This is a genomic window from Pseudomonas wadenswilerensis (assembly GCF_900497695.1).
In the GTDB taxonomy this organism is placed as follows: domain Bacteria; phylum Pseudomonadota; class Gammaproteobacteria; order Pseudomonadales; family Pseudomonadaceae; genus Aquipseudomonas; species Aquipseudomonas wadenswilerensis.
Genome location: NZ_UIDD01000002.1, coordinates 15,800 through 35,081, shown reverse-complemented (window position 1 = coordinate 35,081; position 19,282 = coordinate 15,800). Strand labels below are relative to the sequence as shown.

General features: G+C 61.0%; 15 protein-coding genes. 12 read left to right on the top strand and 3 right to left on the bottom strand.

Annotated elements, in window-relative coordinates:
• Nucleotides 1–104: 104 nt before the first annotated feature.
• The 7 genes from apaG to CCOS864_RS03050 all read left to right on the top strand — a co-directional run bounded on the left by apaG (nt 105) and on the right by CCOS864_RS03050 (nt 8,159).
• Entirely contained in the window at nt 105–485 is a 381-nt protein-coding gene (gene apaG / locus CCOS864_RS03080; RefSeq protein WP_115085030.1) for a Co2+/Mg2+ efflux protein ApaG, read from the top strand.
• On the top strand, nt 485–1,360 hold the full coding sequence (locus tag CCOS864_RS03075; protein ID WP_115085029.1) for a symmetrical bis(5'-nucleosyl)-tetraphosphatase: 876 nt from the start codon (nt 485–487) through the stop codon (nt 1,358–1,360). The genes apaG and CCOS864_RS03075 overlap by 1 nt, the downstream gene beginning before the upstream one ends.
• Nucleotides 1,361–1,374: 14 nt before the next feature.
• Nucleotides 1,375–1,704: a thiosulfate sulfurtransferase GlpE gene (gene glpE / locus CCOS864_RS03070; protein WP_115085028.1), complete on the top strand. Its 330-nt coding sequence runs from the start codon at nt 1,375–1,377 to the stop codon at nt 1,702–1,704.
• 281 nt (nt 1,705–1,985) lie between these two features.
• Nucleotides 1,986–3,908, top strand: a complete 1,923-nt coding sequence (locus CCOS864_RS03065) for a PrkA family serine protein kinase (RefSeq protein WP_028942155.1) — start codon at nt 1,986–1,988, stop codon at nt 3,906–3,908.
• A gap of 135 nt (nt 3,909–4,043) precedes the next feature.
• Nucleotides 4,044–5,315, top strand: coding sequence for a YeaH/YhbH family protein (locus CCOS864_RS03060; protein ID WP_115085027.1), 1,272 nt, complete (start codon nt 4,044–4,046; stop codon nt 5,313–5,315).
• The gene (locus CCOS864_RS03055) at nt 5,312–6,874 is read left to right on the top strand and encodes a SpoVR family protein (RefSeq protein WP_038998436.1); all 1,563 of its coding nucleotides are present in this window, start codon (nt 5,312–5,314) and stop codon (nt 6,872–6,874) included. The genes CCOS864_RS03060 and CCOS864_RS03055 overlap by 4 nt, the downstream gene beginning before the upstream one ends.
• Nucleotides 6,875–6,929: 55 nt before the next feature.
• Complete coding sequence (locus tag CCOS864_RS03050; RefSeq protein WP_115085026.1) at nt 6,930–8,159, top strand: multifunctional CCA addition/repair protein; 1,230 nt, start codon at nt 6,930–6,932, stop codon at nt 8,157–8,159.
• Nucleotides 8,160–8,246: 87 nt separating this feature from the next.
• Here CCOS864_RS03050 and folK read toward each other — a convergent pair whose 3' ends face one another.
• Together folK and folB are read right to left on the bottom strand one after the other, a co-directional pair.
• Entirely contained in the window at nt 8,247–8,756 is a 510-nt protein-coding gene (gene folK / locus CCOS864_RS03045; protein ID WP_115085025.1) for a 2-amino-4-hydroxy-6-hydroxymethyldihydropteridine diphosphokinase, read from the bottom strand.
• Nucleotides 8,747–9,100, bottom strand: coding sequence for a dihydroneopterin aldolase (gene folB, locus CCOS864_RS03040; RefSeq protein ID WP_115085024.1), 354 nt, complete (start codon nt 9,098–9,100; stop codon nt 8,747–8,749). The genes folK and folB overlap by 10 nt, the downstream gene beginning before the upstream one ends.
• A gap of 74 nt (nt 9,101–9,174) precedes the next feature.
• Here folB and plsY point away from each other — a divergent pair, with 74 nt between their 5' ends.
• On the top strand, nt 9,175–9,744 hold the full coding sequence (gene plsY, locus CCOS864_RS03035; protein WP_167458858.1) for a glycerol-3-phosphate 1-O-acyltransferase PlsY: 570 nt from the start codon (nt 9,175–9,177) through the stop codon (nt 9,742–9,744).
• A gap of 26 nt (nt 9,745–9,770) precedes the next feature.
• Here plsY and tsaD read toward each other — a convergent pair whose 3' ends face one another.
• A complete protein-coding gene (gene tsaD / locus CCOS864_RS03030; RefSeq protein WP_115085022.1) occupies nt 9,771–10,796 on the bottom strand; it encodes a tRNA (adenosine(37)-N6)-threonylcarbamoyltransferase complex transferase subunit TsaD in 1,026 nt (341 codons plus the stop codon).
• 201 nt (nt 10,797–10,997) lie between these two features.
• On the opposite strand from tsaD, the gene rpsU reads away from it, so the two are divergent.
• The 4 genes from rpsU (at nt 10,998) to CCOS864_RS03010 (ending at nt 19,275) form a co-directional block, all read left to right on the top strand.
• Entirely contained in the window at nt 10,998–11,213 is a 216-nt protein-coding gene (gene rpsU / locus CCOS864_RS03025; RefSeq protein ID WP_002551877.1) for a 30S ribosomal protein S21, read from the top strand.
• A 304-nt stretch (nt 11,214–11,517) separates the two neighbouring features.
• Nucleotides 11,518–13,488 carry a DNA primase gene (dnaG, locus tag CCOS864_RS03020; protein WP_115085021.1) on the top strand — a complete coding sequence of 657 codons (1,971 nt, stop codon included), beginning with the start codon at nt 11,518–11,520 and terminating at the stop codon, nt 13,486–13,488.
• A 67-nt stretch (nt 13,489–13,555) separates the two neighbouring features.
• Nucleotides 13,556–15,403, top strand: a complete 1,848-nt coding sequence (gene rpoD, locus CCOS864_RS03015) for an RNA polymerase sigma factor RpoD (protein ID WP_115085020.1) — start codon at nt 13,556–13,558, stop codon at nt 15,401–15,403.
• A 128-nt stretch (nt 15,404–15,531) separates the two neighbouring features.
• Entirely contained in the window at nt 15,532–19,275 is a 3,744-nt protein-coding gene (locus CCOS864_RS03010) for an EAL domain-containing protein (protein ID WP_115085019.1), read from the top strand.
• Nucleotides 19,276–19,282 lie beyond the last annotated feature (7 nt).

The following is a 19,282-nucleotide window of genomic DNA, read 5'->3' as shown; positions in this document are numbered from 1 at the left end:
CGTGCGCCAATGGCCAGTCATGCCCGCATGACTGGCCGGCTACCCCGCCGATAGCCTAGACTGACGCCATCGCCGTATCCGCGTCTGTTGCCAAGGCCCCTTGCATGTCTGATCCCCGTTACCAGATCGACGTCAGCGTCGTGACCCGCTTTCTCAAAGAACAATCCGACCCCGAAAACGACCGTTTCGCCTTCGCCTATACCATCACGGTGAAGAACAACGGCACTGTGCCCGCCAAGCTGATGTCGCGGCACTGGTTGATCACCAACGGTGATGGCCATGTCGAAGAGGTCAAGGGCGCGGGCGTTATCGGCCAGCAACCGCTGATCGAACCTGGCGAAAGCCACACCTACAGCAGCGGCGCGGTGATCAGCACCACGGTCGGCACCATGCAGGGCAGCTACCAGATGTTCGCTGAAGACGGCAAGCGCTTCGACGCCATCATCGCGCCGTTCCGCCTCGCCGTCCCCGGAGCCCTGCACTGATGGCGGTATACGCAGTCGGCGATCTGCAAGGCTGCCTGCAGCCACTCAAGTGCCTGCTCGAGCGGGTTGCCTTCAACCCGAAGGTCGATCGCCTGTGGCTGGTCGGTGACCTGGTCAACCGCGGCCCGGAGTCACTGGAAACCCTGCGCTTCCTTTATTCCATCCGCGAATCGCTGGTGTGCGTACTGGGCAACCATGACCTGCACCTGCTGGCCGCCTGGCACAACATCGAGCGCTTGAAAAAAAGCGACACCCTGCGCGAAATCCTCGATGCCCCGGATGCCGGTGAACTGCTCGACTGGCTGCGCCGGCAAAAGCTGCTGCACTACGACGAGCAGCGCGGCGCAGTGCTGGTGCACGCCGGCATCCCGCCGCAGTGGACCCTGGGCAAGGCCCTGGAGCTGGCAGGCGAAGTGGAGGAAGTGCTGCGCGACGACAACCGTTTAAAGCCCTACCTCGACGGCATGTACGGCAACGAGCCGAACAAGTGGAGCAAGGACCTCAGCGGCGTCACCCGCTTGCGGGTTATCACCAATTACTTCACCCGCATGCGCTTTTGCACCAGCGAAGGCAAGCTCGACCTCAAGGGCAAGGAAGGCGCCGATACCGCCCCGCCTGGCTACAAGCCCTGGTTCGCCCACAAGGGCCGTCGCTCACGGCATGTGAAGATCATCTTCGGCCACTGGGCGGCGCTTGAAGGCCGCTGCAAGGAGCCCGGGGTCATTGCCCTGGACACCGGCTGCGTCTGGGGCGGCGCGATGACCCTGTACAACGTCGATACCGGCGCATTCCATCGCTGCGAATGTTCCGACCAAGGCACCCCGCGCGCGCAGCCTGCGTCCGCACAACCGGCTAGAATGAACGACCAGTCCTGAAGGAAACCGTACCCATGAGCGAATTCAAACGCATCCCTCCCGAGCAGGCCCAGGCGCTGCGCGAGCAAGGTGCGGTCGTGGTCGATATTCGCGACCCGCAAGCCTTTGCCGCCGGCCACATCACTGGCGCGCAACATCTGGACAACCATTCGGTAGCGGATTTCATTCGCGCCGCTGATCTCGATGCGCCAACCGTGGTGGTCTGCTATCACGGCAACTCCAGCCAGAGCGCTGCCGCTTATCTGATCAGCCAGGGCTTTTCCGACGTCTACAGCCTCGACGGCGGCTTCGAGCTGTGGCGTGGCACCTACCCGACGGAAACCGCCCAGGGCACTGCCGAATAATTTTTTTCACCTCCCGCAGCCCGCGTCCTGTGCGGGCTCGCGCCTGACCAGACGAACGGTCATGGCGAACTTCATGTACAAGCGGCCTTGACCTCCCCGATTACGAACTATCCTTAAGCCCAGGCCATCCAAAAAGGGGAGAGCCGGTACACCGGCGTGCGGGTCATCGGTAGCGAGTTCTAGGTGTTCTGGGGGGTATACAGCAATTGGCAGTGCCGATTGCATGCCAGCATCAGCTGACTGATCCGGCGTCGGCTCCACGTATCGAGCGAGGTGACGTCATGAGTATTTTTAGCCACTTCCAACAACGTTTCGAGTCCACCCGTCAGGAAGAACTTTCGCTGCAAGAGTACCTTGAGCTCTGCAAAAGCGATCGCAGCGCTTACGCGTCGGCGGCCGAACGCCTGTTGATGGCCATCGGTGAGCCAGAACTGGTCGACACCTCGAACAACTCAAGGCTGTCGCGCATCTTCTCCAACAAGGTGATCCGCCGCTATCCGGCCTTTGAAGACTTCCATGGCATGGAAGAATGCATCGACCAGATCGTGTCCTATTTCCGCCATGCCGCCCAGGGCCTGGAAGAGAAGAAACAAATCCTCTATCTGCTCGGCCCGGTAGGTGGCGGCAAGTCTTCCCTGGCCGAAAAGCTCAAACAACTGATGGAGAAGGTGCCCTTCTATGCCATCAAGGGCTCGCCGGTATTCGAGTCGCCCCTGGGGCTGTTCAACGCTACCGAAGACGGCGCCATTCTCGAAGAAGACTTCGGCATCCCGCGGCGCTACCTGAACACCATCATGTCGCCCTGGGCGACCAAGCGACTGGCCGAATTCGGGGGCGACATCAGCCAGTTCAAGGTAGTCAAACTCTACCCGTCGATCCTCAACCAGATCGCCGTGGCCAAGACCGAACCGGGTGACGAGAACAACCAGGATATTTCCGCTCTGGTGGGTAAGGTCGATATCCGCAAACTGGAGGAATACCCACAGAACGACGCCGACGCCTACAGCTACTCGGGCGCATTGTGCCGGGCCAACCAGGGCCTGATGGAATTCGTCGAGATGTTCAAGGCGCCGATCAAGGTCCTGCACCCGTTGCTGACGGCCACCCAGGAAGGTAACTACAACAGCACCGAAGGCCTCGGTGCGATCCCCTACTCCGGGATCCTGCTGGCCCACTCCAACGAATCGGAATGGCACAGCTTCCGCAACAACAAGAACAACGAAGCCTTCATCGACCGGATCTACATCGTCAAGGTGCCGTACTGCCTGCGGGTCAGCGACGAAATCAAGATCTACGACAAGCTGCTGTTCAACAGCTCGCTGGCCAAAGCCCATTGCGCCCCCGACACCCTGAAGATGCTGGCGCAGTTCACCGTGCTGTCGCGGCTCAAAGAACCGGAAAACTCGAACATTTACTCAAAAATGCGCGTGTATGACGGCGAAAACCTCAAGGATACCGATCCCAAGGCCAAGTCGATCCAGGAGTACCGCGACGCGGCCGGGGTGGACGAAGGCATGAACGGCCTGTCGACCCGCTTTGCCTTCAAGATCCTCTCCAAGGTGTTCAACTTCGACCCCCATGAGATTGCCGCCAACCCGGTGCACCTGCTGTATGTGCTGGAACAGCAGATCGAACAGGAACAATTCCCGGCCGAAGTGCGTGAACGCTACCTGCGCTATCTGAAGGAATACCTGGCACCACGCTACATCGAGTTCATCGGCAAGGAAATCCAGACCGCTTACCTGGAGTCCTACAGCGAATACGGGCAGAACATCTTCGACCGCTACGTGCTGTATGCCGACTTCTGGATCCAGGACCAGGAGTACCGCGACCCGGAAACTGGCGAGATCCTTAACCGCATCGCCCTCAACGAAGAGCTGGAGAAGATCGAGAAGCCGGCCGGCATCAGCAATCCGAAGGATTTCCGCAACGAGATCGTCAACTTCGTGTTGCGCGCCCGGGCCAACAACAACGGCAAGAACCCGACCTGGCTCAGCTACGAAAAACTGCGGGTGGTGATCGAGAAGAAAATGTTCTCCAACACCGAAGACCTGTTGCCGGTCATCAGCTTCAACGCCAAGGCCAGCAAAGAGGATCAACAGAAACACAACGACTTCGTCACCCGAATGGTGGAACGCGGCTACACAGACAAGCAAGTTCGGCTGCTCTCGGAATGGTACCTGCGGGTCAGGAAATCGCAATAAGCGGCAAGCGGCAAGCTGTCAGCTGCAAGCCGCGCACGTATGTCGAATGCGTGCCGTGCTTGCGGGGACAGCGGTGATCCAACTTGAAGCTTGAAGCTTACAGCTTGCAGCTACCGCCTACTCCCGGAGGGGCCTATGAGCTATGTGATCGACCGACGCCTGAACGGCAAGAACAAGAGCACGGTCAACCGCCAGCGCTTTTTGCGGCGTTACCGTGACCACATCAAGAAGGCCGTCGAGGAGGCAGTGAGCCGGCGCTCCATCACCGACATGGAGCATGGCGAGCAGATCAGCATTCCCGGTCGCGACATCGACGAGCCGGTGTTGCACCATGGCCGTGGCGGCAAGCAAACGGTTGTGCACCCAGGCAACAAGGAGTTCACTGCTGGCGAGCGTATCGCCCGTCCGCAAGGGGGCGGGGGTGGCGGTGGCCGTGGCAAGGCCGGCAACTCAGGCGAAGGCATGGACGAGTTCGTCTTCCAGATCACCCAGGAAGAATTTCTCGAGTTCATGTTCGAAGACCTCGAACTGCCCAACCTGGTCAAACGGCACCTGACCGGCACCGACACCTTCAAAACCGTGCGCGCCGGTATCAGCAACGAAGGCAACCCGTCGCGCATCAACATTATCCGCACCCTGCGTTCGGCCCATGCCCGGCGCATCGCCCTGTCCGGCAGCAGCCGGGCAAAGCTACGCGAAGCCCAGGAGGAACTGGCGCGACTCAAACGAGAAGAACCAGACAACTTCGGCGATATTCAGGAAATTGAAGCAGAAATAGAGCGACTGAGTGCGCGCATCCATCGCGTGCCGTTCCTCGACACCTTCGACCTCAAGTACAACCTGCTGGTCAAGCAACCCAACCCCAGCTCCAAGGCGGTGATGTTCTGCCTGATGGACGTTTCCGGTTCCATGACCCAGGCCACCAAGGACATTGCCAAGCGCTTCTTCATCCTCCTGTACCTGTTTCTCAAGCGAAACTACGACAAGATCGAAGTGGTATTCATCCGCCACCACACCAGCGCCCGCGAAGTGGACGAAGAGGAGTTTTTCTATTCCCGGGAAACCGGCGGCACCATCGTCTCCAGCGCCCTGAAGCTGATGCAGGAGATCATGGCTGAACGCTACCCGGCCAATGAATGGAACATCTACGCGGCCCAGGCCTCGGACGGTGACAACTGGAACGACGACTCGCCGATCTGCCGCGAGATCCTCACCAATCAGATCATGCCGTTCGTCCAGTATTACACTTACGTTGAGATCACCCCTCGCGAACATCAGGCATTGTGGTACGAGTATGAGCGTATCGGCGAAGCCTATGCCGATACGTTCGCCCAGCAGCAGCTGGTGTCGGCCGGCGATATCTATCCGGTCTTCCGTGAACTCTTCCAGCGCAGGTTAGTGACATGACCGCTAGAGAGCAGAAGCGCCATCCCATTTCTACCGGGTCCGAATGGACATTCGAACTGATCCAGGCCTATGACCGGGAAATCAGCCGCCTGGCCGAGCGCTATGCCCTGGACACCTACCCCAACCAGATCGAGGTGATCACCGCCGAGCAGATGATGGACGCCTACGCCTCCGTCGGCATGCCCCTGGGCTATCACCACTGGTCCTACGGCAAGCACTTCCTCAGCACTGAAAAGTCTTATAGCCGCGGTCAGATGGGCCTGGCCTACGAAATCGTGATCAATTCCGACCCCTGCATCGCCTACCTGATGGAAGAAAACACCATCTGCATGCAGGCGCTGGTGGTCGCCCATGCCTGCTACGGGCACAACAGCTTCTTCAAGGGCAACTACCTGTTCCGCACCTGGACCGACGCCAGTTCGATCATCGATTACCTGGTGTTCGCCAAGCAGTACATCACCCAGTGTGAAGAGCGCCACGGCATCGATGCCGTGGAAGACCTGCTCGACTCCTGCCACGCCCTGATGAACTACGGCGTTGACCGCTACAAGCGGCCCTACCCTATCTCTGCCGAAGAAGAGCGGCGCCGGCAGAAGGAGCGCGAAGAACACCTGCAGAAACAGATCAACGACCTGTGGCGCACCATCCCCAAGGGCGCCGACAAGAATAGCGATCGCGACAACGCACGCTTCCCGGCCGAACCCCAGGAGAACATCCTCTACTTCATCGAGAAACACGCGCCATTGCTCGAGCCCTGGCAGCGTGAAATCGTGCGCATCGTGCGCAAGATCGCCCAGTACTTCTACCCGCAGCGCCAGACTCAGGTGATGAACGAAGGCTGGGCGACCTTCTGGCACTACACCCTGATGAACGACCTGTACGATGAAGGCCTGGTCACCGAAGGCTTCATGATGGAGTTCCTGCAGTCACACACCAGCGTGGTGTTCCAGCCCGGCTTCGACAGCCCCTACTACAGTGGCATCAACCCCTACGCCCTGGGTTTCGCCATGTACCGCGACATCCGCCGCATGTGCGAACACCCTACCGAAGAGGACCGCCGCTGGTTCCCCGACATCGCCGGCAGCGACTGGCTGTCGACCATCAAGTTCGCCATGAGCAGCTTCAAGGATGAAAGCTTCATTCTCCAGTACCTGTCACCCACGGTGATCCGCGACCTCAAGCTGTTCAGCATCCTCGATGACGACCAGCGCGAGGACCTGTTGGTGCCAGCCATCCATGACGAAAGTGGCTACCGGATCATCCGCGAGACCCTGGCCGCCCAGTACAACCTCGGCAACCGCGAACCCAACGTGCAGATCTGGAGCATCGACCGCCGTGGCGACCGCTCCCTGACCCTGCGTCACCAACAACACGACCGCAAACCCCTGGGTGACTCCACCGAAGAAGTTCTCAAGCACCTGCACCGCCTCTGGGGCTTTGATATCCACCTGGAAACCCTGCAGGGCGACCAGGTGATGAAAACCCACCACGTGCCGCCCAGAGGCGAGCACGGCGAAGCGGACTATGGTCGCCTGGACCTGGCTGTAGTGCACCTCTAGCACGCCCTCCGTTGCTGCCAGACAGGTTATCCTGTGGCATCAACGGAGGTTCTACATGCAGATCTACAAAGTCGGCGGCGCCGTACGCGACCGCCTGCTCGGCAGGCCGGTCAGTGATATCGACTGGGTCGTGGTCGGCGCCACGGCGGAACAAATGCAAAACTTGGGTTATCGCCCGGTAGGGGCGGATTTCCCGGTGTTTCTGCACCCCAAAAGCGGCGAGGAATACGCCCTGGCGCGCACCGAGCGCAAGAGCGGGCGCGGCTATGGCGGCTTCACTTTTCACGCCAGCCCCGAGGTCACCCTTGAAGAAGACCTGATCCGTCGCGACCTGACCATCAATGCCATGGCCGAAGATGACCAGGGCAATGTCTGCGATCCGTATAACGGCAAAAGGGATCTAGAAGACCGCATCTTGCGTCATGTATCCCCGGCGTTCGCCGAAGATCCATTGCGCGTGCTGCGCGTTGCCCGCTTTGCTGCGCGGTATGCCGGCTTGGGGTTTACCGTGGCCCCGGAAACCATTGAGCTGATGCGCGAACTCAGCGAATCAGGCGAGCTGCAGGCCCTGACCGCCGAGCGCAGCTGGAAGGAAATCGCCCGGGCACTGATGGAAGATCAACCCCAGGTGTTCATCCAGGTGCTGCGCGATTGCGGCGCCCTCAAGCAGCTGATGCCTGAACTCGATGCGCTGTTCGGTGTGCCGCAGCCTGAGGCTCATCACCCGGAAATCGACAGCGGTATCCACACCCTCTCGGTGCTCGAACAAGCCGCCCTGCACCAACAGCCCCTGAGCGTGCGCTGGGCCTGTTTGCTGCATGACCTGGGCAAGGGCCTTACCCCTGAAGAGGAATGGCCGCGACACATCGCTCACGAGCAACGCGGGCTGAAATTGATCAAGGCGGTGAACCAGCGCTTCAAGGCCCCCCGCGAGTGCCAGGAGCTGGCTTTGCTGGTGGGTGAGTACCACACACACTGTCATCGGGCGCTGGAGCTGCGGGCCTCGACCTTGCTGGAATTGCTGCAAAGCTTCGACGTGTACCGTCGGCCACAGCGATTCGAGGAATTCATCGCTGCGTGCGAGATGGACGCCCGGGGCCGCAAAGGGCTGGAGCAACGTGAATATCCACAGGCGGACTATCTGCGCGGCGCGGCAGCGGCGGCGCGAGCGGTGCAGGTGCAGCCACTGGTGCAGAGGGGCCTGGCCGGACAGGCGCTGGGCGAGGCGCTCAAGGGCGAGCGGCTGAAGGCGTTGAAGGCGTACAAGGACGGCGCCAAGCCGTAATGCGTGTCGCCTTCATCGCTGGCAAGCCAGCTCCCACAGGGCCTGCCTACACCGGACCTTGTGGGAGCTGGCTTGCCAGCGATGGGGTCAAAACCTGGTTAGCTGCTGCCCACGCCACTCGAAGGGCACCGGCGCGAGCACTTGCTCGATCTGCGCCTCAACCCACAGCTGGCCCATGGTTTTCCCGGCGCCCGGATGCATCAGCTCAGGCGCAATCAACGCCAGCGGCCACAACACAAATGCGTTCCTGAGGATCTCCGCCCGCGGCAACACCAGCCCGTCAAAGCTGCCATGCAGGTCGTTGTACATCAGCACATCGATATCCAGCGGCAGGCCCTTGCGCTCGGGGGCATAGCGGCCATTGTCGGCCTCGATGAACTTGAGCCGGCGGTCCAGCTCCATCAGTGGCAGCTCGGTCAGGCCGGTGACCACCAGATTGAAGAACGGCCCACTCTTGATCCCCACCGCCTGACTCTCGAAAACTGCCGAGCAACGCATGCCCGCAAGCATCCCGGCCAAGGCGTCGAGCCCGGCAGTCAGATGCCGTTCGCGCTCGATATTACTGCCCAGCCCGAGGTAAACCCTGTTCAGAGACATCCGCGCTCGATCTCCACGCCCACCCCACTGGCGGCAGGTACCGCGCCTGGCTTGGTCAGCTTCAGGCGTAACCAGGGGATCTGGAACTCGCTCATCAGCACCGCCGCCAGACGCTCGGCGAAGGTCTCTACCAACTGGAATTCGGACTGCTCGGCAAATGCCTGGATGCGCGCCGAGACGCTGGCGTAGTCCAGGGCTTTGGTCAGGTCGTCACCGGCTGCTGCGGGGCGATTGTCCCAGGCAAAACTCAGGTCCAGACGCAGGCACTGGCGAATTCCGCGCTCCCAGTCATAGGCGCCGATCACGGTATCGACTTCCAGCCCCTCGATGAACACTCTGTCCAAGCACTTCTCTCCACAGCACGACAAGGGCGCGTTGCGCCGTTAGAATCAGGGCGTCCTCGCCCGGAATGGTTAGCATGTTTTGGTTACTGGCGCTGTGCGCCTACCTGCTCGGCTCTCTGTCCTTTGCCATCGTCCTCAGCCGCCTCAATGGCAGCCCGGACCCGCGCATGAGCGGTTCAGGCAATGCCGGTGCAACCAACATGCTACGCCTGGCCGGCCGCAAACTGGCGGTCCTGACCCTGCTTGGCGACTTGTGCAAGGGCCTGGTGCCCGTGCTGATCGCCAATCTTGCTGGCCTCGACCTGCAACAACAGGCCTGGATCGGCGTGTGCGCAGTGATTGGCCATATGTTCCCGGTGTACTTCCGCTTTCGCGGCGGCAAAGGCGTCGCCACCGCTGCCGGCATGCTGCTGGGGCTCTACCCGCCAGCCGCCTTGCTGGCCATCAGCGCGTGGCTGCTGACCTTCCTCCTGACCCGCACCAGCTCGCTGGCGGCCCTGGTGGCAACGCCCCTGACCCTGCCGTTACTAGCCTGGCGCGAACCGGAAGCGCTTTTGCCGATCAGCGTGCTGACAGTGCTGATCGTCTGGCGCCACCGCGGCAATCTACGCGACCTTTTCGCCGGACGCGAACGGCATTTCTGAATCCACTGCATGAGCAACGCTCAGCTTCACAGCGGCGCCAGCTGCTCCATCGGCCAGCGGGCCTGCACGCTGATCGCCAGGCTTTCCTGCTGCCCGGCAGCCAGACGCTGGCAGCCGGCATAGGCAATCATTGCGCCGTTATCGGTGCAAAACTGCGGCCGGGCGTAGTACACATTGCCCTTGATGCCGGCCAGCATGTCTTCCAGCGAAGCGCGCAAAGCCTTGTTGGCACTGACGCCGCCAGCGATCACCAGGCGCTTGAGGCCGGTCTGCTTCAGCGCACGCTTGCACTTGATGGTCAAAGTCTCCACCACCGCCTGCTGGAAGGCCAGCGACACGTCGCAACGAGTTTGTTCGCCGTCGTCTCCAGCACTCTGGCAGCGCTGCCAGGTGTTGAGGGCGAAGGTTTTCAAACCACTGAAGCTGAAATCAAGACCGGGGCGATCGGTCATCGGCCGCGGGAACACGAAGCGCCCAGGCACGCCCTGGGTCGCCAGGCGGGCGATCTCCGGGCCACCCGGGTAGTTCAGGCCCATCAGCTTGGCGGTCTTGTCGAAAGCTTCGCCAGCGGCGTCATCGAGGGTCTCGCCGAGCAGTTCGTAACGGCCGATACCATCGACCCGCACCAACTGGGTATGCCCGCCCGACACTAGCAAGGCGACGAACGGGAACTCCGGCGGCTGCTCTTCGAGCATCGGCGCGAGCAGATGGCCTTCCATGTGGTGTACGCCCAATGCCGGAATGCCCCAGGCAAAAGCCAGGGCCTGGGCACAGGAAGCGCCCACCAGCAGAGCGCCGACCAGGCCAGGGCCTGCGGTATAGGCGATGGCATCGATCTCGGTGGCGACGCAGTCGGCTTCGGCCAGCACCTGGCGGATCAACGGCAGCATGCGCTTGACGTGATCACGCGAGGCCAGCTCCGGCACTACCCCGCCATAAACGCGGTGCAGGTCGATCTGACTGAACAATGCATCGGCCAAAAGGCCGCGCTCACTGTCGTATAATGCGACGCCGGTTTCGTCGCAGGATGTTTCCAATCCCAGTACTAGCATGGGTCCGTGCCTTGTTGAGGCTGAATTCGAAGGCGCGCATGATAGTCCCCGCTCCCGACGCCGACCAGCGGTTTTCGATCAGAGGCTTTGCATTCCGGTCGGCTAAGGGTTAACATCCGCAACCCTTAAAAACCGACGTTCTCCAGCGCACATTTTTGCCACGAGTTCGTTGACCCCGGTAATGAATGAAGGTAGCTCTGGATGCCAGCCGTCAAAGTTAAAGAGAATGAACCCTTCGACGTAGCTCTGCGTCGTTTCAAGCGCTCCTGCGAAAAAGCCGGTGTTCTGGCTGAAGTTCGTAGCCGCGAATTTTACGAGAAGCCGACTTCTGAGCGTAAGCGCAAAGCAGCAGCCGCTGTTAAACGTCACGCCAAGAAAGTTCAGCGCGAACAGCGCCGCGCCGTTCGCCTGTACTAATACAGTCGTCCGTCGCAAGCTTCTGCCTCGCCCGGCCCAAAGCCGGGCTGCCGGCAGTCGTTGCTTGATCCTTTGGCCTTCGGGCCCAAGGCGTCCTGCTGCCCTGCAGCATGGACAACCTGCCTGAATCGTCAGAACTGGCCTCAACGCCAGCTGTGCACGTCCTTCCTGACGAGCCTTCACCGGCTGCAGACGAGCACGTCTTTCCGTATTTTGTGTTACGCCATTCGACATCGCTCGAACGCGCAGCCGTTCCCGCCGCATTAGCGATTACACTTGCTTATCGCCTGATGATGAGAGTGCCATGGCCGGGCTGATTCCCCAGAGTTTTATCGACGACCTGCTTAACCGTACCGACATCGTCGATGTGGTGAGTTCGCGTGTGCAGCTGAAAAAAGCTGGCAAGAACCTCACGGCCTGCTGCCCGTTCCACAAGGAAAAAACCCCGTCCTTCAGCGTCAGCCCCGACAAACAGTTCTATTACTGCTTTGGCTGCGGCGCGGGCGGCAACGCCCTTGGCTTTATCATGGACCACGACAACCTGGATTTCCCCCAGGCTGTCGAGGAACTGGCCAAGGCCGCCGGCATGGAGGTCCCCCGCGAAGAAAGCGGGCGCAGCCACAAACCCCGGCAACCGGTCGATTCACCCCTGTACCCGCTGCTTGAAGCCGCCGCCGACTTTTATCGCCAGGCGCTGCGCAGCCACCCGACACGCAAATCGGCCGTCGACTACCTCAAGGGCCGCGGCCTGTCCGGTGAGATCGCCCGCGATTTCGGCTTGGGCTTTGCTCCGCCAGGCTGGGACAACCTGTTCAAGCACCTGAGCAGCGATACCTTGCAGCAAAAGGCCATGATCGATGCCGGCCTGCTGGTCGAGAACGCCGAGTCCGGCAAGCGCTACGACCGCTTCCGTGACCGGGTGATGTTCCCGATCCGCGACAGCCGTGGCCGGGTCATTGCCTTCGGCGGCCGGGTGCTGGGCGACGACAAGCCCAAGTACCTGAACTCCCCGGAAACCCCGGTGTTCCACAAGGGCCAGGAGCTGTACGGGCTTTACGAGGCGCGCAAGTTCAACCGCAACCTCGATGAGATCATCGTGGTCGAAGGCTACATGGACGTCATCGCCCTCGCACAGCAAGGCTTGCGCAATGCGGTGGCCACCCTGGGCACGGCCACCAGCGAAGAACACCTCAAGCGCCTGTTTCGCGTGGTGCCGAACGTGCTGTTCTGTTTCGACGGCGACCAGGCCGGCCGTAATGCTGCCTGGCGCGCCCTGGAAGCAACGCTTTCGAGCCTGCAGGACGGACGCAAGGCGCGCTTTCTGTTTTTGCCCGAAGGCGAAGACCCGGACACCCTGGTACGCGCGGAAGGCACTGACGCCTTCCGCGCCCGCATAAACCAGCATGCACAGCCGCTGGCCGATTACTTTTTCCAGCAGTTGACCGAGGAAGCCGACCCGCGCTCGCTCGAGGGCAAGGCGCACATGGCCACCCTCGCTGCACCGTTGATCGAAAAAGTGCCCGGGGCCAACCTGCGTGCACTGATGCGCAATCGCCTCAAGGAAATCACCGGGCTGGACAACCAGCAGGTCGAACAACTGGCGCACAGCGCGCCGGCAGAAGCACCACCCAGTTACGACCCGGGCATCGATTACGACGCCATTCCCGACTACACGCCGGATTACGGCGATTTTCATCAGCCCGAGTACGCGCCAGCGCAACAGCAGTGGACGCCGAACAAGGGCGGCAAGAAAAAATGGGACGGCAAGCCCTGGGACAAGAAGGGCAAACCCTGGGAGCGCAATGGCCAGCGCCAGGATCCGCCGCCACGGGTACCGACCTCGGTAGAACCGCCGACCTTGAGCGCCCTGCGCACCCTGCTGCATCACCCGCAGCTGGCGAAAAAGGTCGAGGATGCCAGCCAATTGGCGGCCGAAGAACACGTCTACGCCCAGCTGCTGGTGGCCCTGCTGGAGGCGCTGCAGAAAAATCCTGAACTACGCTCACTACAGTTGATCGCCCGCTGGCACGGCACCGAACAAGGCCGCCTGCTCAGGGCTTTGGCAGAGAAGGAATGGCTGATCGATGCCGACAACCTTGAACAACAGTTTTTCGACACTATAACTAGCTTGTCCGCTCGCCAACGCGAGCGCAGCCTGGAACATCTGCTCAGGAAAGCACGTCAAAGTGACTTGAGCGCAGAGGAAAAAAATCAGCTGCGTGACCTGTTAAGCCGGAATGTTCCCGCACAAACCCCGACCTCAACTGGCGCGTGAGGTCCTAGCTCGGGTATAATCCTCGGCTTGTTTTTTGCCCGCCAAGACCTTCAGTGGATAGGGTGTTATGTCCGGAAAAGCGCAACAGCAGTCTCGCATCAAAGAGTTGATCACCCGCGGTCGTGAGCAGGGCTACCTGACTTACGCGGAGGTCAACGACCACCTGCCAGAGGATATTTCAGATCCGGAGCAGGTGGAAGACATCATCCGCATGATCAACGACATGGGGATCAACGTATTCGAGAGTGCTCCGGATGCGGATGCCCTTTTGTTGGCCGAAGCCGACACCGACGAAGCCGCAGCTGAAGAAGCCGCCGCAGCGTTGGCGGCTGTGGAAACCGATATTGGTCGCACGACTGACCCGGTGCGCATGTACATGCGTGAAATGGGTACCGTCGAGCTTCTGACCCGCGAAGGCGAAATCGAAATCGCCAAGCGGATCGAAGAAGGTATCCGTGAAGTCATGGGTGCTATCGCCCACTTCCCGGGTACTGTCGATCACATCCTCTCCGAGTACGATCGCGTCACCACCGAAGGTGGCCGCCTGTCCGACGTTCTCAGCGGCTACATCGACCCGGACGACGGCATTGCGCCGCCAGCCGAAGTGCCGCCGCCAGTCGACCCGAAAGCACCGGCCAAGGCCGAAGCTGACGACGAAGACGAAGAGAAGGAAGGTGACGAGGAAGAGGAAGAGACCGAAAGCGGTCCCGACCCGGTCATTGCACAGCAGCGCTTTGGTGCCGTTCAGGAACAACTGAACGCTACCCTCAAGGTACTGAAGAAGAACGGCCGCAGCCACAAGGACAGCATCAAGGCGATGCTCGACCTGGCTGAGCTGTTCATGCCGATCAAGCTGGTGCCCAAGCAGTTCGAAGCCCTGGTTGAGCGCGTTCGCAGTGCCCTGGATCGCCTGCGTCAGCAAGAACGCGCCATCATGCAGCTGTGCGTCCGTGACGCACGCATGCCACGCGCCGACTTCCTGCGCCTGTTCCCGAGCAACGAAACCGACCAGACCTGGAGCGGCGATCTTTCCAAGCGCAGCACCAAGTGGGCTGCAGCGCTGGGCGAGAAGAACGACGCTATCGTTGCTTGCCAGCAGAAGCTGATCGACCTCGAAAACGAAACCGGCCTGACCATCGCCGAGATCAAGGACATCAACCGTCGCATGTCGATCGGTGAAGCCAAGGCTCGTCGTGCCAAGAAGGAAATGGTCGAGGCCAACCTGCGTCTGGTTATCTCGATCGCCAAGAAGTACACCAACCGCGGCCTGCAATTCCTCGACCTGATCCAGGAAGGCAACATCGGCCTGATGAAGGCGGTGGACAAGTTCGAATACCGTCGTGGTTACAAGTTCTCGACCTATGCCACCTGGTGGATTCGCCAGGCGATCACCCGTTCGATCGCTGACCAGGCCCGCACCATCCGTATTCCGGTGCACATGATCGAGACGATCAACAAGCTCAACCGCATTTCCCGGCAGATGTTGCAGGAAATGGGTCGCGAACCGACCCCGGAAGAGCTGGGTGAACGCATGGAAATGCCTGAGGACAAGATCCGCAAGGTATTGAAGATCGCCAAAGAGCCGATCTCCATGGAAACCCCGATCGGTGACGACGAAGATTCGCACCTGGGTGACTTCATCGAGGACTCGACCATGCAGTCGCCAATCGATGTGGCCACGGTCGAAAGCCTCAAGGAAGCGACCCGTGACGTGCTCTCCGGTCTGACCGCTCGCGAAGCCAAGGTGCTGCGCATGCGTTTCGGTATCGACATGAACACCGATCACACCCTCGAAGAGGTCGGCAAACAGTTCGACGTGACCCGTGAACGGATCCGTCAGATTGAAGCCAAGGCGCTGCGCAAGCTGCGCCATCCGACGCGAAGCGAGCATCTGCGCTCCTTCCTCGACGAGTGATGACAAACCCCGGCCCAGGCCGGGGTTTTTCTTTTCCGGCGAACGGCGCTTTTAAGCCTTTGCCCACTACCCCGCCGCTTGAATGCCCGTCTACACTCGAATCAATCCACCTGTGTGACGAGGCCGCTATGCCCCCAATGCCGGCACTTCTGTTGGCTCTCCTGCTCATCTGGAGTGCAACGGCCGGCGCCCTGACCCTGACTGAAGAAGAACAAGCCTGGCTCAGCGCGCATCCGCAGCTGCGTCTGGGCGTCGATGCATCCTGGCCACCTTTCGAATACCGGGACCAGGACGGTCGCTACCAGGGATTGGCCGCCGACTACATTGCCTTAATCCAGGAACGCCTGGGGGTGCAGTTCAAGCCGATCGAACCGATCAGCTGGACCGCTGTACTCGAGCAGGCACGCAAGAACAAACTCGACTTGCTGCCCGGCATCATGTCGACCCCCGAGCGCCAGAGTTACCTGGCCTTCACCCGCCCGTACCTGGATTTCCCGATCGTCATCCTCGCCCATGACGGCGGGCCGCAACCGCGCACCATCAAGGACCTGTACGGGCTGAAAATCGCCGTGGTGGAGAACTACGCGCCCCATGAGCTGTTGCGCACCCATCACCCGGATCTCAACCTGGTGGCCCTGCCCAACGTCAGCTCGGCGCTGCAGGCCCTGGCCACCGACGAGGTTGATGCAGTGGTTGGTGACCTCGCCTCGAGCATCTGGAGCCTGCGCCAGCTCAAGCTCGAGGGCCTGTACGTGAGTGGCGAAACCCCTTACCGCTATCAGCTGGCCATGGCTGTGCCCCGGGAGCAGAAAATCCTCGTCGGAATCCTCGACAAAGTCATGGCCGACATGACCCCCAATGAGGTCAGCAATATTCAGGAGCGCTGGGTTGGCAAGGTGCTCGATCACCGCACGCTGTGGTACGACCTGCTGATCTACGGTCTTCCCGCCTTGCTGTTGATGGTGGCGATTCTGGCCGCGGTGATGCGCGTGAACCGGCGCCTGAGTTCGGAAATCTCCCGGCGCATTGCCCTGGAACAGGAGCTGCGCAGCAGCGAGTACCATTACCGCGGCCTGGTCGAAAGCCTCTCGGCAATTGCCTGGGAAGCCGATGCAAACGACTTTACCTACAGCTACGTTTCGCCCCATGCCGAAGACCTGCTCGGCTACCCTTTGAGCCAGTGGCTGCGCCCGGGCTTCTGGCGCAGCATCATTCACCCCGACGACGCGTTGTGGGCCCAGGCCTTCTGCGACAGCGAAACCGCCGCTGGGCGCGATCACAGCCTCGATTACCGGGTAATCCGCGCCGACGGACGCAGCCTGTGGGTACGCGATATCGTCAGCCTGATCGAACACGGGCATAAACCGTTGATGCGCGGGCTGATGATCGATATCAGCGAAACCAAGAACGCCGAAGAGGCCCTGCGCCTGTCCGAACAGAAGTTCGCCTCGGTGTTCCAGCAATGCCCGGACATCCTGGTCATCGCCCGCCTGAGCGATGGCTGCCTGCTGGAAGTAAACGAAGCCTTCGAAGAGCAGATCGGCCTAAGCCCGGCGCAGGTTCTGGGCCGCACCGCGACCGAACTGAGTATCTGGGGCATCGACGGCGTCGGCCCTGACCTGCTCAAGCGCTTGCAGGCAGGCAGTATCCGCAACCTGGAAATGCTCTTTCGCCGCAGCAACGGCCAGGTGTTCACCGGGCTGACCTCCGCCGAAACCTTTCAGCTCGACAGCACGCCGGCGCTGGTGGTCGCGGTACGCGACATCAGCCAACTGAAAGAAACCCAGGAGCAGTTGCAAACCTCCGAAGAGAAGTTCGCCAAAGCCTTCCACGCCTCCCCCGACGGCCTGCTGCTGTCGCGCCAGAGCGACGGGCTGCTGATCGAGGTGAACGAAGGTTTCTGCCGCCTGACCGGTTACGACACCCAAATGTCGCTGGACCACACTTCGTTGGACCTGGGCATCTGGGTCGATCTCAACGAGCGCCGCCGCTTGCTGGAGATGCTTCAGCGCGATGGTTTCGTGCGCGACTTCAGTTGCCATATCCGCCGCAGCGATGGCCAGATTCGCTTGTGCGAGCTTTCCGCCCGACCGCTGCCAATCGCCGGTGTCGATTGCATGCTGACCATTGCCCGCGACATCACCGAGCGCCACCTCATGCAGGAAAAACTGCAACTGGCCGCCACGGTGTTCGAAAACACCGCCGAGGGGGTATTGATCACCGATACCGACCAGCGCATCAGCGCGGTCAACCGCGCCTTTAGCGAGATCACCGGTTACAGCGAGTTCGAGACTCTGGGCCAGACCCCTCGCCTGCTGGCTTCGGGTCAGCACGACAGCGCCTTCTATGTGGCCATGTGGCACCAATTGACTGCCGAAGGTCATTGGCAGGGTGAAATCCATAACCGGCGCAAGAATGGCGAGATCTACCCCAGCTGGCTGACCATCAGCGCCGTGCGCAACACCGAGCGGGTCATCACCCACTTTGTTGCGGTGTTCGCTGACATTTCCAGCCTCAAGCATGCCCAGGCCAAGCTCGATTACCAGGCCCATCACGACCCGCTCACCGGGCTGCCCAACCGCACCCTGTTCGAAAGCCGCCTGCAGGCCGCGCTCAATTGCACCCAGGCGTCAAAGCGCCAGGGCGCAGTACTGTTTCTCGACCTGGATCGTTTCAAGCACATCAACGACAGCCTCGGCCACCCGGTCGGCGACCTGCTGCTCAAAGGCATTGCTCAACGGCTCAAGGAACAGGTGCGTGATATCGACACCGTGGCGCGCCTGGGTGGGGACGAGTTCATCATCCTGCTGCCCGGCCTGCACCAGCCCAGCGATGCCGAACATATCGCACACAAGCTGCTGGCCTGTTTCAGCGCACCGTTCCAGGCTGGCGAACACGAGTTCTTCACCAGCGCCAGCATCGGCACCAGCCTTTATCCACAGGACGGCACCGACGTCGCCTCGTTGATCCGCAACGCCGACGCCGCCATGTACCGTTCCAAGGCCAAGGGCCGCAACCGGGTCGAGTCCTACACCCGCGATCTCACCGCCCAAGCCAGCGAACGCGTCGCCCTGGAGCACGAACTGCGCCGGGCCATCGAACGCAATGAGCTGAGCCTGTGCTACCAACCCAAGTTCAGCCTGAAAACCCAGAGCCTGGTGGGCGCCGAAGCGCTGATCCGCTGGTCCCACCCGACCTTTGGTGACGTACCACCGGAACATTTCATCCCACTGGCCGAAGAAAACGGCATGATCCTGCAACTGGGCGACTGGGTGCTGGAACAGGCCTGCCGACAAATGCAGGACTGGAAGCACAACTACCAGGCATTCGGGCCGCTATCGGTCAATCTTGCCGGCGCCCAGCTGCGCCAACCAAGCCTGGTCAAACGTATCGAACAGCTGCTCAAGACCCACCAGCTCAAGGCCGGCGACCTGCAGCTGGAGATCACCGAAAACTTCATCATGAGCCAGGCCGAGGAAGCCCTGGCCATCCTCCACCAGCTCAAGCACCTGGGCGTGCAACTGGCGATCGACGACTTCGGTACCGGTTACTCGTCACTGAGCTACCTCAAGCGCCTGCCGCTGGACATCCTCAAGATCGACCAGTCGTTCATCCGCGGCCTGCCCGACGACCCCCACGATGCCGCGATTGCCCGCGCCATCATCGCCCTGGGCCGCAGCATGCAACTGACCATCATCGCCGAAGGGGTGGAAAGCCAGGCCCAGCAACAATTCCTCGCTGCCGAAGGTTGCGAACAGATCCAGGGCTACATCGTCAGCCTGCCGCTGCCGGCCGAGGAGTTTGCCGCAACTTTCCTTCGCATAGCTCTTTCAGATCTTTCGGATGGCACAGCCTGGAAACCCTCGTTATAATCCGCGT